The organism is Pseudomonas sp. UBA5666, from assembly GCF_002420785.1.
In the GTDB taxonomy this organism is placed as follows: domain Bacteria; phylum Pseudomonadota; class Gammaproteobacteria; order Pseudomonadales; family Pseudomonadaceae; genus Aquipseudomonas; species Aquipseudomonas fulva.
In genome coordinates this window covers 411,804-430,667 of the sequence record NZ_DIIQ01000002.1, presented here as the reverse complement: position 1 = coordinate 430,667, position 18,864 = coordinate 411,804, and the positions used below count along the sequence as shown (strand labels likewise).

Below are 18,864 nucleotides of genomic sequence, written 5' to 3'. Positions count from 1 at the left end.
GATCGGGAGCTCAAGGCAGTGGCTAACCTTCTGTTCTTCCCCCAGCCGTTCCCGGATGAGTCGCTCTACAGCCTGGCCGTGCGCTATCACAAGCTAGCGGCCAATCCAGGATACCGCGTGTCAAGCCACGAGCTCTTCGGTAGCTACTCGCGTACCTGTGGTTCCATTTTGCCATGCTGCTTAGGGGCTCTGTCTGAGCGTCTGGGAGGCGCCATTCCCGTAGGAGAGTTGATCAATCGCTTCACACTTTTACCGCTTTATTTGCCGTTTTTGAATGAACAGAAGGGCCGCGATGCCGTTGTTCTAATGGGAGGTAATCGGGGTACAGGACTCAAGATGGCCTTGGGCATAACAGCGTCGCGTTTCCTCCAACACGCCTCGTTTAGATATTGCGAGAGCTGCGTCGGACAGGACATGCTGGAGTGCGGCTTAGCCTACTGGCATCGTATTCATCAAGCTTCGGGCATTTGCGTCTGTCCGCGCCACAGCGAAGTGCTACAGGCGATGAGATTTCCCAAAGGGGCAGATTGGCGTTGCATGTTGCTACCGGGCGAATCAGGTGGAACGCCGGTTATGGACTGTGGAGAACACAGCGCGGCCATTGCGATTGCCCGTATGCAGCTATGGGGGCTCGACCACCCCGATGAGATCAAAGCGATCCAGGCTGGAAATTTTTTCAGGACCCGTTTGGACGAGATGAGTTTTATTAGGTCTGGTCGAATTAGAGAGGGAATGCTGAGAGAGTTCTTAACCAGGCGACTTCGGTGCAGTCCTAGCGCTGCCGAGTTTGAAGAAATGGTTCGGTCCTGTGACTGGGTTTTGCAGATCATACGGCGACGAGAGCGAATCGTGCAGCCCTTCAAGTTCTATTTCCTCTGCTGGCTCCTCGATCTGGAGCTGGAACACCTCAAGACCTACTGTCCAGAGGCCGATATATCCGCTGGTGTTATGGTCTGTCGTGATAGGCCGAATAACCTTACTGATGACAATGACCTCCAAGCCCGCCGGTTAGCCTTTGCAAACAGTGCTAACCCCAAATGTCATGACAAGCCGGGCTATCAGTGGTTGTACCGCCACGACAGGGAATGGTTGGTCAACTATGTTGCTGCAAACCCCTACCTCAGAGATCGAAAGATTCGAATCGACTGGCAATCCAGGGACTTCACCCTTGCGTCAGAGCTCGCTAAAGCTAGGGCGATCTTACTTTCTGTACACGGAAAGCCTCAGCAGGTCACCCGCGCTGCTCTATGCAGGCTTGTGGTAAACGCCCACGCTTTCCTTAAAATGCCGGAACATTTTCCGAGGAGCATAAGGTTGATGGCGGATTTGCTTGAGTCTACTCATGACCACCAGCTGCGTAAAATCCGGTGGGCAATCCGAGAATACTCTCTGACTGAACACTGTGCCATGAGTGTTCTCTACCGTTATGCCGGAATACGGATATCTCGCGTATCCGAAGATGAAATCCTCATGCAGATACGTGACGATATGGACTAGTTCTATTGGCTTCGTGCAAGAGTTTATTGAATATGGATTTTTTCTTCTCTCGCAGGAGGTCTTGCTCATCTTGGTTCGCTAGCAAATTTAAATAATTCTCAGCGGTGTGACATCCTAAAAATACATACATAGGAAATTTGTCACTGGTGGAGATACTGCTCGTGGTAAGTCTCGACGTAATCCCCATTTCTTTGTAAATCAGTTTGGAAATATCCAGCTCGGTGCGTTCGAATTCTCTAGTGCGATTAATCATGAGGCTTGCATATGCGATAAAGTCTGCCGTTCCATCATGTATCATCGGGCCGCGGTAGCCCAGAAGATCTGCGACAAATTTGGCGTACATATGACGGGTTGATCCGAATTCTCGCTTTTGACGTCTTGACCATTTGCCCTGCTTGCTGCACTTGGCTAGGTGACCAATCTCGTGCTTTTTCAGTGGCATTGAGCAGGCCGGACATGTTTCGATTAGAGTGCAAGCATGAGTACTGCAAACCTGTACGGAACCCAACACGTGCCTGCAATGAATATAGGGGCTTCCGCAGTTATTCAAATCTTCGAGAACGCAATCTGGACAAACTTTCTGCCAAGTCTTTGGTGTGACGATTGCGGTCGCTCGATGACGACCAAGCGCAGCTATCATAGGATACAAAGTGTGGTCGTTTAGGACTAGTTCGGAAATTTTGTGGTCGTCTAGCAGTTTTGGGTAATAAAATTCTTGATGCGGCCGCCACTCTGCTTGCACGGTGCTTAAGGTTTTACTAATCCCGAAGCCAACACGAGGTATCGGTTTTATATAGAAATCTTCAGTTTTTAGAGATTTAATACCTAGAAGCTCATTGCCTCGCTTAAGCGCTGATGCGACATATTCTCCAGGTAATGGTGCGAAAATTCTCATTAATTGAAGTGCTTGTACACGTTGCTAGACGGGCGGTATGCCATTTTAGTTAGAAGTCACCGGTATCGCATCCACATTGGTGACCGTATTGGGCTATTGTGAAGGTGGAAGGGCGCCGGACGTGCTTGGGAATCAAAATGGCTAGTCTGGCAGCCAACGCACAAGAGGAGGTCGATGCAGTGAATCCTACAAGCACTCGCCCACCTGTTGAATCGCAGGCCTTTCCACCAACGTTCCACCTGGTTCATACCCACCCCGACGGGTTGAGCCAGCTGGAGCTCCTGAGTCTAGTCCAAACAGGATTCTTTTTCAGCGACGTGAAGTGCATGGTCGAGTCATCGAGCCTGTTCAAGGCTCGTAACCTCGTCGGGCGAATCACAGGAAGATCGACCAGAAGCATTCACCGTCTGAGCCATCCCGCTCAGGCCCATCGTCTGGATGCCCAGCAGAGCGCGGTGGCGTTCCAGTATGCGAAAGGACTGGAGCTTGCATCGAAGGTATTTGGCTCTCAGATGCTCGCGGAGCAGTGGCTTTGTCGGCCGTGCGGCCGTTTGTTGGGGTTTGTACCCTTCGAGATGCTCGACACGTCGCTCGGGTTCAGCGTCGTAGCGGACTATCTTGAGCGTATACGCTTGGGTGTCTACCAGTAGCTTGCCTGAGGGCGAGGTTGGTATGCGGCGAGGAGGCAACGCTACCTCTTTTTACATGCGGGACTTACAACCTTGTAATTCCCGTATCACTCAATTGACAGCGATCAACCCCTAATCTTCAGTCACGTTTATTGGAGTGATTGAAATGAAAGTCATCAAAAGTATCACCGCTATCCTGGCCCTAGTGGCTTCGTCAGCCGTACTCGCCGAAGGAGGATCCGACCGTCTGCATGGAAAGATGATTCAGGCCAATGAGCAAGCTATGCGAGCTTATGCCGCTGCCAAGGGAAAGAACCCACCGGAGGTGATCCACTATCGCTACGGGATGCGGCTCGACGTGGCGAAGGTGATCAGCATGACGTCGACCAAGGCGAGCTGTGACGTGATGCCGGCACAGATGAATTACGAGGATTCCAACGGAGACGTGAAAATCCTTGAATACCGGACCGCTGGAGTCGGTTGCCGGGGCCAGAACTGAGCACTGAGCGAGTGGACAGGACTTACTCTGATAAAACGCCGGGTTGAAGCGTCAATTCCGGCAATAGATCGCCTGGTTACCGGCTTTCATGACTGGTGGAGTACGATGAGGACTGGTAGCTCAGGCAGGAGAGTCCAATGACTCAATCAGCGCGCACCACGGTAAAGTGCCTAGATCCCGGCGACGGCTCCGGCGATGTGATTGTGGAATTACCCGATGACATTTTGCGCGAGCTCGGGGTCACGACGGGCGACAGACTCTCCATCGAGCTCATCAACGGCGATATCGTACTCAAGCCAGTCCGCGAGCGCCGTGAATCTGACTAGCTACCCTTTGTAGCCCCTCTCTGTCGTCCTGTTGAGCTGATGAAGCTTTCTAGCGGGGGAATAAGGGACGGCAGTCAGCCTACCGCCGTCCTCCTGGTAGGTGCGTTATTTGGCTGGATAGTTGGCGACTACTTGGTCCTCGCCGCTTTTGATTAAACCAATGACTTGGTAGGCATGGCTTACGCCATCAACCTCCATGCCTGGGGACCCAGCTGGCATTCCTGGTACGGCGATCCCGACTAGATCGTTCCGCCCCCTGAGTTCTCGAATCTGCTCAGCTGGCACGTGACCTTCAACAAACTTTCCGTCGATCACAGCTGTGTGGCAGGACGCTAACCGTGGCGCTACGCCCAGCTTCTGTTTCACTGCGCTCATGTCCGTCTCAACATGGTCGGTCACTTTGAAACCATTGGCTTCCAGGTGCGCGATCCACTTCTTGCAGCAACCGCAGTTCGCGTCTCGGTGAACGTCGATGGACAATGGCTCGGCAGCATAGGCCGCCGAGGTCACCAGAAGCCCAGCGATAGCGGCTAGCCGAACGAATATCCGGTTAGTTGGCATGAGTGTGCTCCTTACCGTCTTTGTGAACATGCGTCTTTGGCGACGATGTCGGGTGGGCATCCGAATGGGCCTCGGCCGCATTGTGGTCACCGTGATGATCTGCCGCTTGAGCGGAGCCTGCGGGTGCAGCTCCATGGTCGTGAGCTGCCTGGGCATGATCGTCGTCTGCCGCTTCATCGTGATCACCATGCTCGGCATGACCGCTTACGCCGTGCTGACCCTCATGGTTATGCATATCGCTTTCACCGCCGCCGTGCTGGTGGCCGCCGCTCGTGGCCACCAAGGCCTTGTACTGCTCGGCATTCATCTGGGGCAGTTGATCCAGGAACGCGACGATTCCCCAGATGTACTCATCGCCCATGCTCTTGCCCCAGGCGGGCATGCCCGTGGCTTTGATACCGTGCTTGATTGTCCAGAATGCGGCGGCTGGATCGCCTCCGACACCCACCTTGGTGAGGTCGGGTGGCGACGGGTATAGCGCTTGGCTTAGCTCAGTCTTCCCAACGCCAGGGGCAAGGTGACAGCCTATACACATGGCGTTGTAGTTGCCCGCCCCCGCTTTGATCAACGCGGCTTCCTTCAGATCAGGGACTTCGATGTCTCGCGCTCGAACCTCAATAGACCGATCACGAGCCATGGCGAGAAAGGAATGGACTGCCGGGAAGTGAGGATCATCAGCGCCGACATTCACCAGACCGAAATAGGCTGTGCCCAATACCGCAGCACTTCCGACAGCACCGGCCCCAAGCAGCGTTGTAATTGTTTTTTTCATGTTGGAATTCTCAGAACCACATCCGGATACCGGCAACGAAGCGTGCCTCATCAACATCTCCACCCTCGTCTCGGATGAAGTCAGCGGTGTTGCCGTAGGAGCGGCTCCAGGTAACGCCTATGTATGGAGCAAACTGGCGGACAATTTCATACCGTAGGCGCAGCCCGACTTCGGTATTGGCAAGGCCCGAGCCAACGCCGCGCTCAGGATCGTTCTTGCCATAGAAATTGACCTCGGCCGTGGGCTGCAAAATCAAGCGATTGGTCAGCAGGATGTCGTATTCGCCCTCAAGACGCGCAGCAGCCTGACCGTTCTCGCCTATAAACGCCGTGGCTTCGGCCTCGAAGTCATACAGAGCCATGCCCTGAATACCAAAGGCTGCCCAGGTCTGTGGGGATTCCGGTTTGAAATCCTGGCGGACCCCGGCGACCACATCCCACCAAGGGCTGACCGAGCGCCCGTACAGGAGTTGCAGCTCAGCATCTTCGGTTACCCCATTGGTGCGCTCGCCTTCCGAACGAACCCAGAGGCGATTAATGTCGCCGCCTATCCAGCCTGATGCGTCCCAGGCCAGGGTGCTGCCCTCATCGGCGTCCTGGTATTCGAGCTGGTCCAACAGGAAGAAGCTGTTGATTCCGCTGTCGTGCACTTGGTGGCCACCCAGGGGCGGAAAGGCCGACTCGCGATCCGCATCAGTGAGCACTGGAATCGGCGTGCGGCTCGTCGTGGTCGGAGAAGTCGCTGAGCTATGGTTCATCTGGGAATGGTCCATGCCCTTCATAGAGCCGTGATCCATGCCCTGCATGTTTCCATGGTTCATTTTGCTGTGGTCCATCTTGTTGTGGTCCACCGGGCTGGATTTACTCTTGCTTTGAGCATGCCCCATCTGGCTGTGATCAACAGGGGCAGGCTTTTTCTGCTGTTTGCCCATCCCCATCTTGCTGTGATCCATCGCCGGCATCGATTCGGATGGAGCAGCATCCATTTGCATGGAGCCGTGCCCCATTTTCGAATGATCCATGCCCGAGTGATCCATTTCTTCAGCAGCGAAGCTGGGCGTTACGCCCAGCATGCTGATCGAAACGGTCAGAGCCAGCAGCGAAGGCCGCCCGAGGCTATTGGCCATCTTTCCCTGCCTTAGCTTTGTCGCTGCCATGCGATTTCATCATTTTGTCGTGGTCCATGCCTTCCATCGAGCCATGGTCCATTCCCTTCATCGAGCCGTGGTCCATACCTTCCATGGAACCATGGTCCATGCCTTCATGGTTCATCCCCCGGCCCTGCTTGTCCTGCGAGCCTTTGGCTTTGCCGGCCTCTGTGGTTTTCTGGGAATGCTGATCATGATTGTCGCTGGACCACGACGACGGGGCATAAACAGCCAGAATGCCTACCATCGCAGCAGAAAGGAAAAAGGCGCTTCGTTTCATTGGTTTGCTCATCTCAAATCTCCAGTTCATTCGTCCACACGTACTTCTCGGAACATGCCCATTTCCATGTGGAACAGTAGGTGACAGTGATAGGCCCAACGTCCCAAGGCATCTGCGGTGACGCGATAGCTTCGTTTTGAGCCAGGTGGCATGTCGATGGTGTGCTTGCGAACCATGAAGTTGCCGTTCTCGTCCTCCAGATCACTCCACATACCGTGGAGGTGGATGGGGTGAGTCATCATGGTGTCGTTGACCAAGGTGATGCGAAGACGCTCGCCATATTTCAACCGCAGCGGTTCAGCGTCGGAGAATTTGATACCGTCGAACGACCACGCGAACTTCTCCATGTGGCCGGTAAGGTGCAGTTCGATTGTCCGTCCAGGCTCTCGACCATCGGGATCGATGAAGGTGCTCCGCAGATCGGCGTACGTCAGCACTCGACGCCCGTTGTTGCGTAGGCCAATTCCCGGATCGTTCAGCTTTGGCGTTGGCGACATAGTCTGCATATCGACCAGTGGGTTGTTGGTCTCGGAAGCCGGATGGCTTTGCATTGCGCCGCTCATGCCGGCCATGCCTTCATTGCCCATCCCAGTCATCTTGCTGTGGTCCATACCGGCCATGCTGCCGTGGTCCATTCCAGCCATCTTGCTGTGATCCATGCCGGCCATGCTGCCCTGGTCCATGCCAGCCATGCTGCCATGATCCATTCCGCCCATGCTGCCGTGGTCCATGCCCATATCGCTCATGGCGATGATCGGGCGTGGATCTACCGCCGGTACGGGCGCTTGCAAGCCTTCGCGAACTGCCAGGGTGCCTCGGGAATACCCGGTACGGTCCATGGATTGCGCGAAAATCGTATAGGCCTGTTCGTTTTCAGGCTCGACGATGACATCGTAGGTTTCAGCAACGGCGATCCGGAACTCATCGACCGATACGGGTTTGACGTACTGGCCGTCGGCAGCCACAACCGTCATCTTGAGCCCAGGAATCCGGACATCGAAATAGGTCATGGCCGAGCCGTTGATGAATCGCAGGCGGATCTTCTCGCCGGGCTTGAAGATACCCGTCCAGTTGCCGTTCGGAGCTTGGCCGTTCATGAGGTAGGTGTAGGTATACCCGCTCACATCTGCGAGGTCGGTGGGGCTCATCTTCATTTCAGCCCACATCTTCCGATCCGCTACAGCGGCCGACCAGCCTTTCTCGCTCACGTCGTCAACGAAGTCGCTGACCGTGCGCTTGTGGAAGTTGTAATAGTCGGACTGCTTCTTGAGTTTGGAGAGCACCCGCGCCGGGTCCTCATCCGTCCAATCGCTGAGCATGACGACGTAATCGCGGTCATATACAAACGGCTCGGGATCCTTAGCATCGATCACCAGTGCGCCATAGACCCCAGACTGCTCTTGGAGGCCTGAGTGGCTGTGATACCAGTAAGTGCCGTTCTGATGGACCTTGAACTTGTATTCGTACATGCCATCGGGAGCGATGCCGTGAAAGCTCAAGCCCGGCACACCGTCCATATTGGCGGGCAGGATTATGCCGTGCCAGTGAATGGAGGTGTCCTGTTTCAACTGGTTGCGTACGCGCAGCGTCACGGTGTCGCCTTCGCGCCATCGCAGGATCGGCCCTGGCACGGAGCCGTTGATGGCCATGGCCGTACGAGCTGCCCCCGTAATGTTGACGGGCAGTTCACCGATATACAGGTCGAATTCATTGCCGCTGAGCACGTTCGGTTGGCCAGGGCTGGTCACAGCCCAGACCGGCGCGCGCCACATGCCGAGCCCACCCAGAAGTCCGGTAGCGGCCAGGCCTTTGACGAATGATCGTCTCGTGGTTTTGCTTTGCATGCCGTTGCGTCCAGTCAGGTAGATCGCTGATATCCAGGCTGCTCGATGGCGCAGCCCTTGGGTTCGTTGGAGCTCTCACCAGTCTCGTAGACTTTCGCTACTGCGCGAGGCTGATGAGAGGCCGTAGTCTGAAACTGCCATAGTTCAGATTCCGGAGTGATTACATTTCTGTAAGCTCGGATCAGCAGCTCTCGTGGCCGACATGCTTGCTGGACTGTGCGGCGACCGGCGGCTGCTCTTTCTCCTGCTGCGCAACCTGATAGGCCTGCATGGAGTTTTGGCGAGCCGCTTCCATCCGCGCAAAGGTCCGGTCCGCGCCGCCCTCTGCCAGGGCGATGCCTGCCATGCCGAAGGTAACGACCATCACAATTGCTTTGACCATGTTCATCTGGAGATCCTCAGTGGGTTCTGCGCCTCATGGCGTCAGGTACAGGGTCAAATTAGCCTCGCGGTGCTGTCAGAAAACTGATCGCGACATTACTTTTCCGTCAGCTTCTGGTTGGGCGTCTTTTTTCCTGCAAACTGGAGATGCACTCCGCGTGGATGAGAGCAGATGAAATTACTCGTAGCCGAAGATGAGCCGAAAACCGGTGTCTACCTCCAGCAAGGCCTAACAGAGGCTGGCTTCACTGTAGACCGGGTGATGACAGGCACTGACGCCCTGCAACAGGCGCAGAGCGAAGCGTATGACTTGCTGATCTTGGACGTAATGATGCCGGGGCTCGATGGCTGGGAGGTCCTGCGCAAGATCCGGGCAGCGGGGAAAGACGTGCCGGTCCTCTTTCTCACGGCCCGTGATGGCGTAGATGATCGCGTTAAAGGCTTGGAGCTGGGTGCTGATGACTACCTTGTGAAGCCCTTTGCGTTCTCTGAGCTGTTGGCTCGGGTCCGCACACTGCTGCGCAGAGGCAACGGTGGTTCTGCTCAAACCACCATGAAGATGGCGGACCTTGAGGTTGACCTGCTCAAGCGCCGGGCTACGCGAAACGGCAAGCGGATCGACCTTACTGCCAAGGAGTTTGCCCTTTTGGAGCTGCTCATGCGCCGACGCGGGGAGGTGCTCCCCAAGTCGCTGATCGCTTCTCAGGTCTGGGACATGAACTTCGACAGTGACACCAACGTGATCGAGGTCGCGATTCGCCGACTGCGGGCCAAGATTGATGACGACTTCGCGCCAAAGCTCATCCATACCGCCCGAGGCATGGGCTACATGATGGATGTGGCCGAGTGATGCGCCCGCAATCATCGCTCGTCAAGCGACTGACCCTGATGTTCATGTTCGCGGTGACTGCTGTCTTGGTCGTTGCCGGCGTGGCTTTCTACGGGCTCAGCCAGCACCATTTCCGGATGCTGGATGAGCAGGCGCTCTCCGAAAAGCTGGAGTCAACGCGTCATATTCTGTCCATTTCAGTAGCGCGAGGCGGGCTCGACGATCAGAAGCAGCAGCTGCGGGCATTGCTCGGCGCACATCAGGATCTGTCGGCGAAAATCACCAAGGCTGACGGAACGGTCCTTTTTTCAGATCCCAAGGCTTCGCAAATTCCTAAGCAGTTCGAGCAGGCGCACCGGGGCGCAGTTTGGGAATGGCAGGATGAAGCGCAGAACTTCCGCGGTATCACCGCCCAGATGACCATCGCGGGCGAGCCGGAACCGGTGACGGCCGTGCTGATGCTCGATGTCACCACTCACGCGCATTTCTTTGTCACCCTGCAATGGTGGTTCGGCATCGGCTTGGTGATCAGCGCGATTGTGAGCGCAGGCTTGGGCTGGGTCGTTGCCAAGAGTGGGCTTCGGCCTGTCGGGCAAATCACCAAAGTGGCCACCGGGATGTCGGCAAGATCGCTCCGCGAGCGCATTCCGCTGGAGCCCGTACCGCTAGAGCTTCAGGAGCTCATCCTGTCTTTCAACGGGATGCTGGGACGGTTGGAGGATGCATTCGTTCGGTTGTCCAACTTCTCTGCCGATATCGCTCATGAGTTGAGAACGCCGGTCAGCAACCTACTTACCCATACCGAAGTGGTGCTCACCAAGAAGCGTGACCTGGATGCCTATGAGGAAAACCTCTATTCGAACCTTGAAGACCTCAAGCGCATGTCGCGCATGATCGACGACATGCTTTTCCTCGCGAAGGCGGATAACGGTCTGATCGTGCCTGAGCAGATTGATGTGGAGCTCTCCGAACTCGTATCCAAGCTGTTCGAGTACTACCAGTTTCTGGCTGAGGATCAAGGCATCCAGCTGACCCTCCAAGGTCGTGGCAAGGTTCGTGGCGATCTCTTGATGATTGACCGAGCGCTTTCCAACCTTTTATCGAACGCGTTGCGCTACACCCCGGAAGGCAACGAGATATCAGTGCAGATCGAGCAAACACGTGAAAACGTGACGTTGTCCATACGTAACAGCGGAGTAACCATCGATCCTCAGCACATTGGCAAGATCTTCGACCGGTTCTATCGGGCTGATCCAGCCAGACGCGAAGGCGGACCAAGCAATGCAGGCCTGGGCCTGTCGATAACACGCTCCATCATCGAGGCTCACAGCGGACGAATTTGGTGTACTTCAGCGGAGGGATTCACAACCTTTTACATCAGCCTTCCAGCCTCCAAGCGGTTGTTTGGTGAAGCCTCTTAATGCTGAATTCATCCCGGTAACCTATATTCGCCCATCATGAAACGCTTCATTCGACTGCTCACCATCCTGATGCTTATCGTGGCGCTTCCGCTTAACGGGATGGCGGGCATCGATTCGGCGACTGAACCTTGCCCAATGCAGACCATGGGCATGGAAATGATGGCGGGCATGGACCATGACTGCTGCCAGGACCAAGAGCCGGGCAAGACTGGTGACCATGCCAAATCCTGCAAGGTAGGCCAGGAGTGCAGAACTGCCAGCACAGTGCAGCTCAGCTTCCTGACGCCTGGACTGACCTATGCCAAGCCACGACCTGCCGATCCCTACGCTGTAGGCATAGCAACAGGTTCTCCCCCCGATCCATGGCGTCCTCCCCGCGTCTGACTCCCTCTTAATTTCACACCATCGTTCTGCCTAGCAGCGGGCCGATGGCACGCGCCTGGGCGCTGATCTTTCGAGGAATCATTCTCATGACTCCCCAACGTTTTCAGGGACGAACTCCCACTGCCGTCCTTTTCATACTGCTGCCGGCTGTCTCAGCACAGGCGACAACGCTGTCGCTGGATGAAGCGCTGCAACTGGCTGAACGCAACGCTCCCTCTCTACAAGCCCGCCAAGAGCAGGCATCAGCTGCGCGCAACTTGGTCATTCCAGCGGGCGAACTACCCGATCCGCGCCTGAATCTTGGAGTACAAAACCTGCCGATTGAAGGCGCTGATCGCTGGAGCTTGAACAGAGACTTCATGACCATGCAGGTGGTTGGCCTGTCTCAGGACGTACCGAACCGGGACAAACGTAAAGCTCGCGTAGAGACAGCTCAGGCCACGGTCGAGCGAGCCGATGCTGAGGCGGTCTTCGAGCGCCTGAAGATTCGAGCGGCAACCGCGCAGGCTTGGGTTAATGCGTACACCGTGCAGCGAAAACTTGAACAGTTCGACGCTTTCTACAAAGAAAACCAGCTGCTGGCTTCTACGGTGCGGGCGCGCCTGGCCGGTGGCGCAGGCTCGACGACCGATACGCTGGCTCCGAAACAGGAATTGGCGCAGCTGGACGAGCAGAAGGATGTTTTATTGAGTCAGGCAGCTCAAGCGCGATCCGCGCTGAAGCGCTGGATTGGGCAGGACGCCGAAGTAGGGGCGCCGACGTTCCCACTCTGGCCTGTAGACGCAGCTGAATACCTGCACTCCGTACATGCCCACCCGGAGCTCAATACCTACAACGCCATGACACGCGAGGCGCAAGCCCAGGTACACCAGGCCCAGGCAGAAAAGAAGTCGGATTGGTCTTGGGGGGTGGATTATCAGCGTCGTGGCCCGGACTTCAGCAACATGGTCAGCTTGCAAGTCAGCTTCCAGCTGCCGTTGTTCACCGGCTCCCGGCAAGACCCGATGATTGCGGCACGACGCGCGCAAGTTCGTCAGTTGGAGGATGAGCAGGATGCAGCCCTGCGCGAGCATCAAGCCCAGCTTGAAACAGACCTTGCCGAGTACCAACGTTTGCAGCGGGCGGTGCGGCGCAGTCGCGAGACGCTTCTACCTCTGGCCGAGGACCGGGTACGCCTCGCTCTGGCGGACTACCGCGCCGGTAAGTCGCCGTTGAGTGAAGTGCTGTCGGCACGTCGGCAACGCGTGGAAGCGCTGTTACAGGATGTGGATCTGCAAGGACAGTTGGCTGCAACAGCAGCGCGTCTGCATTTCGTATATGGAGAGGTGCGGGCATGAGGAATAGGTCGATTGGGTTGGTTGTGGCTGCTGCCCTTGCTATTGGAGCAGGCGCGGGCTTCTGGCTAGGTGGACGGGGCACGGTTACCCCATCGCAGCCAGTAGGTGAGCAAAAAGCGCTGTATTGGTACGACCCGATGTATCCCCAGCAGCATTTCCCGGCACCCGGAAAGTCGCCGTTCATGGACATGCCGCTCGTGCCCAAGTATTCAGGCGAGACGGATGACAAGGGGCAGCCTGCGGTTCAGGTCTCGGCTGGGCTCCAGCAAAATCTCGGGATGCGATTGGCAACGGTGATGGCTGGCAGGCTTGAACGATCCCTGAGCGTGAGCGGCGTTCTGGCGTTCGACGAACGCGACTTCAGCGTGTTGCAGGCCCGTACTGGCGGTTACGTCGAACGCGTATATGGCCGGGCGGCGGGGGATATAGTTGCTAAAGGGGCTCCCCTAGCCGATGTGCTGACCCCGGAGTGGGCTGGTTTGCAGGAGGAATATCTGGCGTTGCGGCATTCCGGCGACGCTCAACTGACAGCGGCGGCACGACAGCGGCTCCTGCTCTCCGGCATGCCGGTCTACCTGATCAACCGGGTCGCGAGCACTGGAAAGGTACAGCTCTCGATCACACTTTCCGCGCCCACTGCCGGTGTCATCCAGGTTCTCGATCTGCGACCCGGCATGACGCTGACGCCGGGGACTACCTTGGCAAGGATCAACGGAGTGGCCAACGTCTGGCTGGAAGCCGCTGTGCCAGAAGCCCAGGCTCAAGGCCTGCGCGAAGGCCAGCCTGTGCAAGCGCAATTGCCAGCTTTCCCAGGCGATCCGGTACCGGGCAAGTTGACCGCGCTGTTGGCTGATGCCGATTTGCAAAGCCGCACGTTGCGCCTGCGTATCGAGTTGCCCAACCCGGATGGACGGCTTCGTCCTGGGATGACCGCTCAAGTGGCTCTCAATCCCGGCGTGTCTGCCGAGCAGAGCCTCTTGGTGCCTGCCGAGGCGGTCATACGTACCGGCAAGCGGGATCTGGTGATGCTGGCTGAAGAAGGTGGTCGCTTCCGACCGGTGGAAGTCGTGTTGGGTCAGGAGAGCAAGGGGCAAGTTGCGGTGTTGCAGGGCCTTCAGGCAGGTCAGCGCATCGTAGCGTCGGGGCAATTCCTACTGGACTCCGAAGCTAATTTGAAAGGCATCGAAGCGGCGACGGCGCAAGACGCTCAGCCAAAAGCGGGGCCCGCCTTACATGAAGCGAACGGCCGTATCGTGCAGATAGACGGAGCCCAGCTCACCGTTGACCATGGTCCCTTCCTCACCCTGGGTATGCCTGGGATGACCATGACCTTCCCGGTGGCTGATCAGTCGCTCCTTGATGGCCTCAAGGTCGGTGCACAGATTCGCTTTGGGATACGCGAACGCGACGAGGGCATGGTGGTTGAGCAGATCAAAGTGTTGGAGGGCCAACCATGATTGCCAAACTGATCCGCTGGTCGGTAGGCAACCGGGTACTGGTGCTGCTCGCTACGCTGTTTCTGGTGGCATGGGGCTTCGTCTCGGTGCGCAGTCTGCCAATCGACGCCTTGCCCGACCTGTCGGATGTACAGGTGATCATCCGCACGTCCTACCCAGGTCAGGCTCCTCAGATCGTTGAGAATCAGGTGACCTATCCGCTGACCACCACAATGCTCTCGGTTCCGGAGGCCAAAACGGTACGCGGCTTCTCCGCCTTCGGTGACAGCTTCGTCTACGTGCTGTTCGAGGACGGCACCGATCTGTATTGGGCGCGCTCTCGGGTTCTTGAGTACCTGAGCCAGGCACAATCGCGATTACCTGCGGCAGCCAAGCCGGTACTCGGACCGGACGCCACCGGAGTCGGGTGGATTTTTCAGTATGCGCTGGTCGATCGCAACGGTGGCCATGACCTGTCGCAACTGCGCAGCCTGCAGGACTGGTTCCTGCGCTATGAGCTCAAGACCCTGCCGGATGTCGCTGAGGTGGCCACCATCGGCGGTATGGTCAAGCAATACCAAGTCCTCCTCGATCCGCTTCGCATGGCCAGCCTCGGTATCACCCAAGCTGAGGTGATAGAGGCTATAGGTAAGGCCAACCAGGAGACCGGCGGTGGTGTGCTGGAGCAAGGCGAAGCAGAATTCATGGTTCGTGCGGCCGGCTACCTAGGATCGCTGGACGATTTCAGAGCGATCCCTCTGCGACTGGCTACCAAGGGCGTGCCGGTGAACTTAGGCGATGTCGCTACGGTGCAGATAGGTCCGGAAGCCCGCAGAGGCATAGGTGAACTGGACGGCCTCGGTGAAGCCGTAGGTGGAGTGGTTATCCTGCGCAGCGGCAAGAATGCTCGTGAGGCCATCGCGCACGTCAAGGCCAAGCTCGAAACCCTGAAGAAAGGCCTGCCTGCCGGGGTGGAGCTTGTCACCGTCTACGACCGCAGCCAGCTGATCGACCGTGCTGTGGAGAACCTCAGTCACAAACTGGTCGAGGAGTTTGTGGTAGTGGCGTTGGTATGCGCAGCGTTTCTCTGGCACCTGCGCTCGTCGCTGGTGGCCATCGTGTCGCTGCCCGTGGGAATCCTGATTGCGCTGATCGTCATGCGTCATCAGGGCATCAACGCCAACATCATGTCCCTTGGCGGAATCGCTATTGCCATCGGTGCAATGGTGGACGCTGCCGTGGTCATGATCGAGAACGCCCACAAACGTGTAGAGGCCTGGCATGCCCAGCATCCTGGTCAACCTTTGCGGGGCGAAGCGCATTGGAACGTAATGACGGAGGCGGCCGTCGAGGTTGGACCAGCGCTGTTCTTCAGCCTCATGATCATCACGCTCTCGTTCATCCCGGTGTTCACGCTGCAAGCCCAGGAGGGCCGCCTCTTTGCCCCCCTGGCCTTTACCAAGACCTACGCGATGGCAGCGGCGGCTGCGCTATCGGTGACCCTGATACCGGTGCTGATGGGGTACTGGATCAGAGGGCCACTGCCTGCGGAACAGCGCAACCCGCTCAACCGGGGCCTCATCCGGCTGTACCGTCCGGCATTGGAGGTCGTCCTGCGCCGGCCCTTGCTTACCCTCGCTGGAGCATTGCTCATCCTGCTCAGCAGTCTGTGGCCCTTGAACCATCTGGGTGGCGAGTTTCTTCCCCCACTTGATGAAGGTGATCTGCTCTACATGCCTTCAGCCTTGCCTGGACTCTCCGCGCAGAAAGCTTCAGAGCTGTTGCAGCGAACGGATCGCTTGATTCGTACAGTCCCCGAGGTAGCCAGCGTCTTTGGTAAGGCCGGCCGCGCCGAATCGGCCACTGACCCTGCACCGCTGGAGATGTTCGAGACCACCGTGCGGCTCAAGCCCAAGAGTGAATGGCGTCCAGGTATGACCACTGAGAAGCTAATCGAAGAGCTTGACCGTATCGTGCGTGTGCCTGGGCTCACCAATATCTGGATTCCGCCTATCCGCAATCGGATTGACATGCTGGCCACCGGCATCAAGAGTCCGATCGGCGTCAAGGTTGCCGGCAGCGATCTGAACCAGATAGACCGGGCTACCCTTGCTGTAGAGCGGGCAGCGATAAAGGTGCCTGGAGTGACTTCGGCCCTGGCAGAGCGTTTGACTGGCGGTCGCTACATTGATTTGGACATCGACCGCCATGCCGCTGCGCGTTATGGCCTGAACATTACCGACGTACAGGCTATTGTAGCCGGTGCCATAGGTGGCGAAACCATTGGGGAAACGGTTGAAGGGTTAGCTCGCTTTCCCATTAGCGTGCGCTATCCACGTGAATGGCGTGATTCCGTGGAGGCGTTGCGTCAGCTGCCGATCTACACGTCGCAGGGGGGCCAGCTGACGCTTGGCACCGTGGCCCGCATACGTATTGCCGATGGCCCGCCCATGCTCAAGAGCGAAAATGCTCGCCCCTCGGGCTGGGTGTACGTCGATGTGCGCGGCAGAGACCTATCGTCTGTTGTGGCAGACCTGCGGCAGGTGATCGACACCGAGGTAAAGCTAGATCCGGGCATGAGCTTGAGTTACTCCGGGCAGTTCGAATACTTGGAGCGCGCTAACGCACGCCTGGCCTGGGTGGTGCCAGCGACGCTGGCCATCATCTTCGTGCTGCTCTACCTGACTTTTGGGCGCCTCGGTGAGGCGCTACTCATCATGGGCACGCTACCGTTCGCGCTAACCGGAGGCGTTTGGCTGCTGTACTTGCTGGGCTACAACCTGTCGGTGGCCACAGGCGTTGGTTTCATTGCCTTGGCCGGCGTAGCGGCGGAGTTTGGCGTGATTATGCTCATTTACCTGAATAACGCTTGGGCTGAGCGTCAGGCCAGTGGCGAAACCACACGAGCAGCGCTGCTCGGCGCAATCCGTGAGGGTGCGGTGCAGCGCATCAGACCCAAGGCAATGACCGTGGCGGTCATCGTTGCAGGCCTGCTGCCCATCCTCTGGAGCAGCGGTACCGGCAGCGAGGTCATGAGTCGCATCGCGGTGCCCATGGTCGGCGGCATGCTAACCGCTCCGTTGCTCTCCCTGTTTGTAATACCTGCGGCGTACTGGCTGATCCGTCGCCGCGAACTTACTGTCACTACCCCCAACCCCTCAGGAGAAAACCAATGAAAAAGCTAATCGTCATCGCAGCCCTGGTCACAGCTTTCGCCGCCAGTGTGCATGCCCAGGACATGGATGGTATGGACATGAAGAACATGCCAGCTTCCGACGAAGGAGGCCAAGGCACCCAGGCGGCACCCACCGCGCATGCTGAAGGGGCAATAAAGGCGCTGGATCCTCAAAGCGGAAAAATCACATTGGCCCACGGCCCGGTAGCAGAGCTCAAATGGCCGGCGATGACCATGGGTTTCCATGCTGAGCCTGCACAGCTGAAGGGCTTGAACGTAGGAGACAAGGTGAAATTTGGGTTCCGTATGGAAGGAAGCGTCGCGAAGATCGTGAGCATTCATAAGCAGTGATGTTCCAGCCTTAAATGATCGGGCACGCCTTCACACCGAGAGGATTCGGACAAGCTTACAGAAATGTAATCAATCTTCAGGACCCCGTCAGGTCGAACGCTACATACCGTCATGAGACGGTGCACTGGCATCAAATCGACCCGATACCGGAGATATGACCATGAACAGTCGCTTTGAAGAATGCATCTCGGAATGCCTGCGCTGTGCGCTGGCCTGTGAAGGCTGTGCGTCAGCCTGCCTACAAGAACAAGATGTAAAAATGATGGCTGACTGCATCAAGCTGGACAGAGATTGCGCAGATATGTGCAACCTTGCGGCTACCTTGATGGCACGAGAAAGCATGCTGGCCAAAGAGCTTTGTGCCCTATGCGCCAAAATTTGCCGGGCCTGCGGGGAGGAGTGCGGTAAGCATAAGGCAGACCACTGTCAGCAATGCGCCCAGGCCTGCATGACCTGCGCAGAATCCTGCGAAGCAATGGCTGCGTAAGCGAATTTCGCCAAACCTCCGCCTGCTTTCCATGCGCCTGATTAAGGATTTGGGTACGTCGATAATCGTCGTGCTTAGGGAGGCGGGTAGACCGCTGATGGGCATGCGCCCTGGCAGAGCCTAGCTTGGGAAGCTAGCAAACCAAAGGCGCTGCGACCCGATAGCAAAGAAGCCCGCCTCAGCGGCGGGCTATCAGATGTCTCCAAGGGGAGGCTGTAGGCCAACAAGTCTCGGAGCAAGCACTTGTAGGATACGCCTGTTGGCTCACGCCCACCAGCCCGTTTCGGCGGAAGCGAATGGTCCTACGTTCTGACGGCCGGCATTGGGAGCGGCTTGGTGAAGGCCACGTCGATTTGTAGGGCAATCCACCAAGACAAAGCCGGCTGATTATCCCCAAGCGGTATACCCTCAGGAAGAGTCAAAGGCAAAGCTAGGGGTGAATCTAGCGGGTACCCACATTTGAGGGCAAAATCACCAGCTTCGCCTACAGTGCATTGGGTTGAGGGGAAAGGTGTGGGAGCAGAGCTAGATCGGGTAAAGGATCGCAAAAGGAGCAGAGCGTTAATCGAAGACCTCTACCTGGACGCGAACCGAGTTTACGTAATTCACTACT

At 57.2% G+C, this 18,864-nt stretch carries 19 protein-coding genes; 12 read left to right on the top strand and 7 right to left on the bottom strand.

Going from position 1 to position 18,864, the window contains the following annotated elements:
- Positions 1–18: 18 nt before the first annotated feature.
- Positions 19–1,497, top strand: a complete 1,479-nt coding sequence (locus B2Y33_RS02275) for a TnsD family Tn7-like transposition protein (protein WP_031312166.1) — start codon at positions 19–21, stop codon at positions 1,495–1,497.
- On the opposite strand, the gene B2Y33_RS02270 is transcribed toward B2Y33_RS02275, so the two are convergent.
- Positions 1,469–2,392, bottom strand: coding sequence for a TniQ family protein (locus B2Y33_RS02270; protein WP_125924300.1), 924 nt, complete (start codon positions 2,390–2,392; stop codon positions 1,469–1,471). The two genes, B2Y33_RS02275 and B2Y33_RS02270, sit on opposite strands and share 29 nt — an antisense overlap.
- A 137-nt stretch (positions 2,393–2,529) precedes the next feature.
- On the opposite strand from B2Y33_RS02270, the gene B2Y33_RS02265 reads away from it, so the two are divergent.
- The 3 genes from B2Y33_RS02265 (at position 2,530) to B2Y33_RS02255 (ending at position 3,846) form a co-directional block, all read left to right on the top strand.
- Positions 2,530–3,042 carry an antitoxin Xre/MbcA/ParS toxin-binding domain-containing protein gene (locus B2Y33_RS02265; protein ID WP_023048572.1) on the top strand — a complete coding sequence of 171 codons (513 nt, stop codon included), beginning with the start codon at positions 2,530–2,532 and terminating at the stop codon, positions 3,040–3,042.
- 145 nt (positions 3,043–3,187) lie between these two features.
- Positions 3,188–3,520, top strand: coding sequence for a DUF2790 domain-containing protein (locus tag B2Y33_RS02260; RefSeq protein WP_012316932.1), 333 nt, complete (start codon positions 3,188–3,190; stop codon positions 3,518–3,520).
- A gap of 137 nt (positions 3,521–3,657) precedes the next feature.
- Complete coding sequence (locus B2Y33_RS02255) at positions 3,658–3,846, top strand: AbrB/MazE/SpoVT family DNA-binding domain-containing protein (protein WP_016489899.1); 189 nt, start codon at positions 3,658–3,660, stop codon at positions 3,844–3,846.
- A 105-nt stretch (positions 3,847–3,951) separates the two neighbouring features.
- Here B2Y33_RS02255 and B2Y33_RS02250 read toward each other — a convergent pair whose 3' ends face one another.
- The 6 genes from B2Y33_RS02250 to B2Y33_RS02225 form a co-directional block, all read right to left on the bottom strand.
- Positions 3,952–4,407: a DUF411 domain-containing protein gene (locus B2Y33_RS02250; RefSeq protein WP_023048571.1), complete on the bottom strand. Its 456-nt coding sequence runs from the start codon at positions 4,405–4,407 to the stop codon at positions 3,952–3,954.
- Positions 4,397–5,179, bottom strand: coding sequence for a c-type cytochrome (locus tag B2Y33_RS02245; protein ID WP_206405164.1), 783 nt, complete (start codon positions 5,177–5,179; stop codon positions 4,397–4,399). Before B2Y33_RS02245 ends, B2Y33_RS02250 begins: the two co-directional genes overlap by 11 nt.
- Positions 5,180–5,189: 10 nt before the next feature.
- Positions 5,190–6,305, bottom strand: a complete 1,116-nt coding sequence (locus B2Y33_RS02240; RefSeq protein WP_206405074.1) for a copper resistance protein B — start codon at positions 6,303–6,305, stop codon at positions 5,190–5,192.
- A complete protein-coding gene (locus B2Y33_RS02235) occupies positions 6,295–6,618 on the bottom strand; it encodes a hypothetical protein (RefSeq protein ID WP_125924299.1) in 324 nt (107 codons plus the stop codon). Before B2Y33_RS02235 ends, B2Y33_RS02240 begins: the two co-directional genes overlap by 11 nt.
- A 14-nt stretch (positions 6,619–6,632) precedes the next feature.
- Positions 6,633–8,450 (bottom strand): copper resistance system multicopper oxidase, encoded by a 1,818-nt coding sequence (locus B2Y33_RS02230; protein WP_125924298.1) that lies wholly within the window; start codon positions 8,448–8,450, stop codon positions 6,633–6,635.
- Between the two features lie 181 nt (positions 8,451–8,631).
- Positions 8,632–8,838 (bottom strand): co-regulatory protein PtrA N-terminal domain-containing protein, encoded by a 207-nt coding sequence (locus B2Y33_RS02225; RefSeq protein ID WP_053868003.1) that lies wholly within the window; start codon positions 8,836–8,838, stop codon positions 8,632–8,634.
- 165 nt (positions 8,839–9,003) lie between these two features.
- Here B2Y33_RS02225 and B2Y33_RS02220 point away from each other — a divergent pair, with 165 nt between their 5' ends.
- The 8 genes from B2Y33_RS02220 to B2Y33_RS02185 all read left to right on the top strand — a co-directional run bounded on the left by B2Y33_RS02220 (position 9,004) and on the right by B2Y33_RS02185 (position 18,251).
- Positions 9,004–9,681, top strand: a complete 678-nt coding sequence (locus tag B2Y33_RS02220) for a heavy metal response regulator transcription factor (RefSeq protein WP_012316925.1) — start codon at positions 9,004–9,006, stop codon at positions 9,679–9,681.
- Entirely contained in the window at positions 9,681–11,081 is a 1,401-nt protein-coding gene (locus tag B2Y33_RS02215) for a heavy metal sensor histidine kinase (RefSeq protein WP_125924308.1), read from the top strand. Before B2Y33_RS02220 ends, B2Y33_RS02215 begins: the two co-directional genes overlap by 1 nt.
- A gap of 36 nt (positions 11,082–11,117) precedes the next feature.
- A complete protein-coding gene (locus B2Y33_RS02210) occupies positions 11,118–11,465 on the top strand; it encodes a hypothetical protein (protein ID WP_206405075.1) in 348 nt (115 codons plus the stop codon).
- An 86-nt stretch (positions 11,466–11,551) separates the two neighbouring features.
- A complete protein-coding gene (locus B2Y33_RS02205) occupies positions 11,552–12,802 on the top strand; it encodes a TolC family protein (RefSeq protein WP_206405166.1) in 1,251 nt (416 codons plus the stop codon).
- Positions 12,799–14,259 (top strand): efflux RND transporter periplasmic adaptor subunit, encoded by a 1,461-nt coding sequence (locus B2Y33_RS02200; RefSeq protein ID WP_206405076.1) that lies wholly within the window; start codon positions 12,799–12,801, stop codon positions 14,257–14,259. The genes B2Y33_RS02205 and B2Y33_RS02200 overlap by 4 nt, the downstream gene beginning before the upstream one ends.
- A complete protein-coding gene (locus B2Y33_RS02195; RefSeq protein WP_023048566.1) occupies positions 14,256–17,414 on the top strand; it encodes an efflux RND transporter permease subunit in 3,159 nt (1,052 codons plus the stop codon). Before B2Y33_RS02200 ends, B2Y33_RS02195 begins: the two co-directional genes overlap by 4 nt.
- Positions 17,411–17,764 carry a copper-binding protein gene (locus tag B2Y33_RS02190; protein WP_206405077.1) on the top strand — a complete coding sequence of 118 codons (354 nt, stop codon included), beginning with the start codon at positions 17,411–17,413 and terminating at the stop codon, positions 17,762–17,764. Before B2Y33_RS02195 ends, B2Y33_RS02190 begins: the two co-directional genes overlap by 4 nt.
- 160 nt (positions 17,765–17,924) lie before the next feature.
- Positions 17,925–18,251, top strand: coding sequence for a four-helix bundle copper-binding protein (locus B2Y33_RS02185; RefSeq protein WP_371263243.1), 327 nt, complete (start codon positions 17,925–17,927; stop codon positions 18,249–18,251).
- The last annotated feature ends 613 nt before the right edge of the window (positions 18,252–18,864 follow it).